The 690-nt window shown below is 47.4% G+C and carries 1 protein-coding gene; it reads left to right on the forward strand.

What is annotated here, in order from left to right; all coding sequences use genetic code 11:
* Nucleotides 1-2: 2 nt before the first annotated feature.
* Nucleotides 3-690 (forward strand): hypothetical protein (locus R7040_RS26775; RefSeq protein ID WP_318097633.1); only part of this gene is annotated, 688 nt, incomplete at its 3' end.

Consider the following 690-nt stretch of genomic DNA (forward strand, 5'->3'; position numbering starts at 1 on the left):
TCCTGAGCTTGTCACTGCTCACTCTACCCGTGGCCGTTTCTGCGAAGGAAATGCAGGAGTCTGTGGTAGAACAGTGGCTTCAGGATACTCAAATTCAAACCAAAGTTTCTGAACTCCTTGAGTACGTGGTCAGAGATGAGGTTGATTCGCTTAAATTTTCCCTCGATCGGCTCGCTTTTCCTCAGCAAGAAGTGGTGCGTTTTCGCCTGTTGGAAAAATTAGAACAGCAAAACATCATACTTACCCCGCGCATGGCACTGTTCGTGGAATCGCAAGTTCGTTTGACACCCACGTATCAAATGTTGGAGCGAGGCGATGGCTATGAATTCAGTGTACCCGCATTCAATTACCCAGCGATTGCGAGTCGTTTAATTAAGCGTTGGAAACAAGACCAAAGCACGTTAGATTTTGTGCTGCAAGCTGAACGAAAAGAGTTAAACCTGCAGCAGTGGTTAACGGGGACGTCTCAACAAATTCAGACGAGAGAATCCTTGCTCATTCGTGAGCTAGATAGCTTATCGCCAAGTGCGTTAAAAGCCTTAACGACGCAGTTAACTCAAGCGAATGTCACCAGTTGGCTACCGTCCACAGCAGTGGTCGTTCGTATGGCGCAAGTCAGCCAAGACAAAGCTATGTACGATTTACTATGGCGAATGCGCGCCGATTACAATAGCCAACAGGAACTCAAGC

The sequence above is a fragment of the Vibrio sp. 1069 genome, assembly GCF_033340555.1.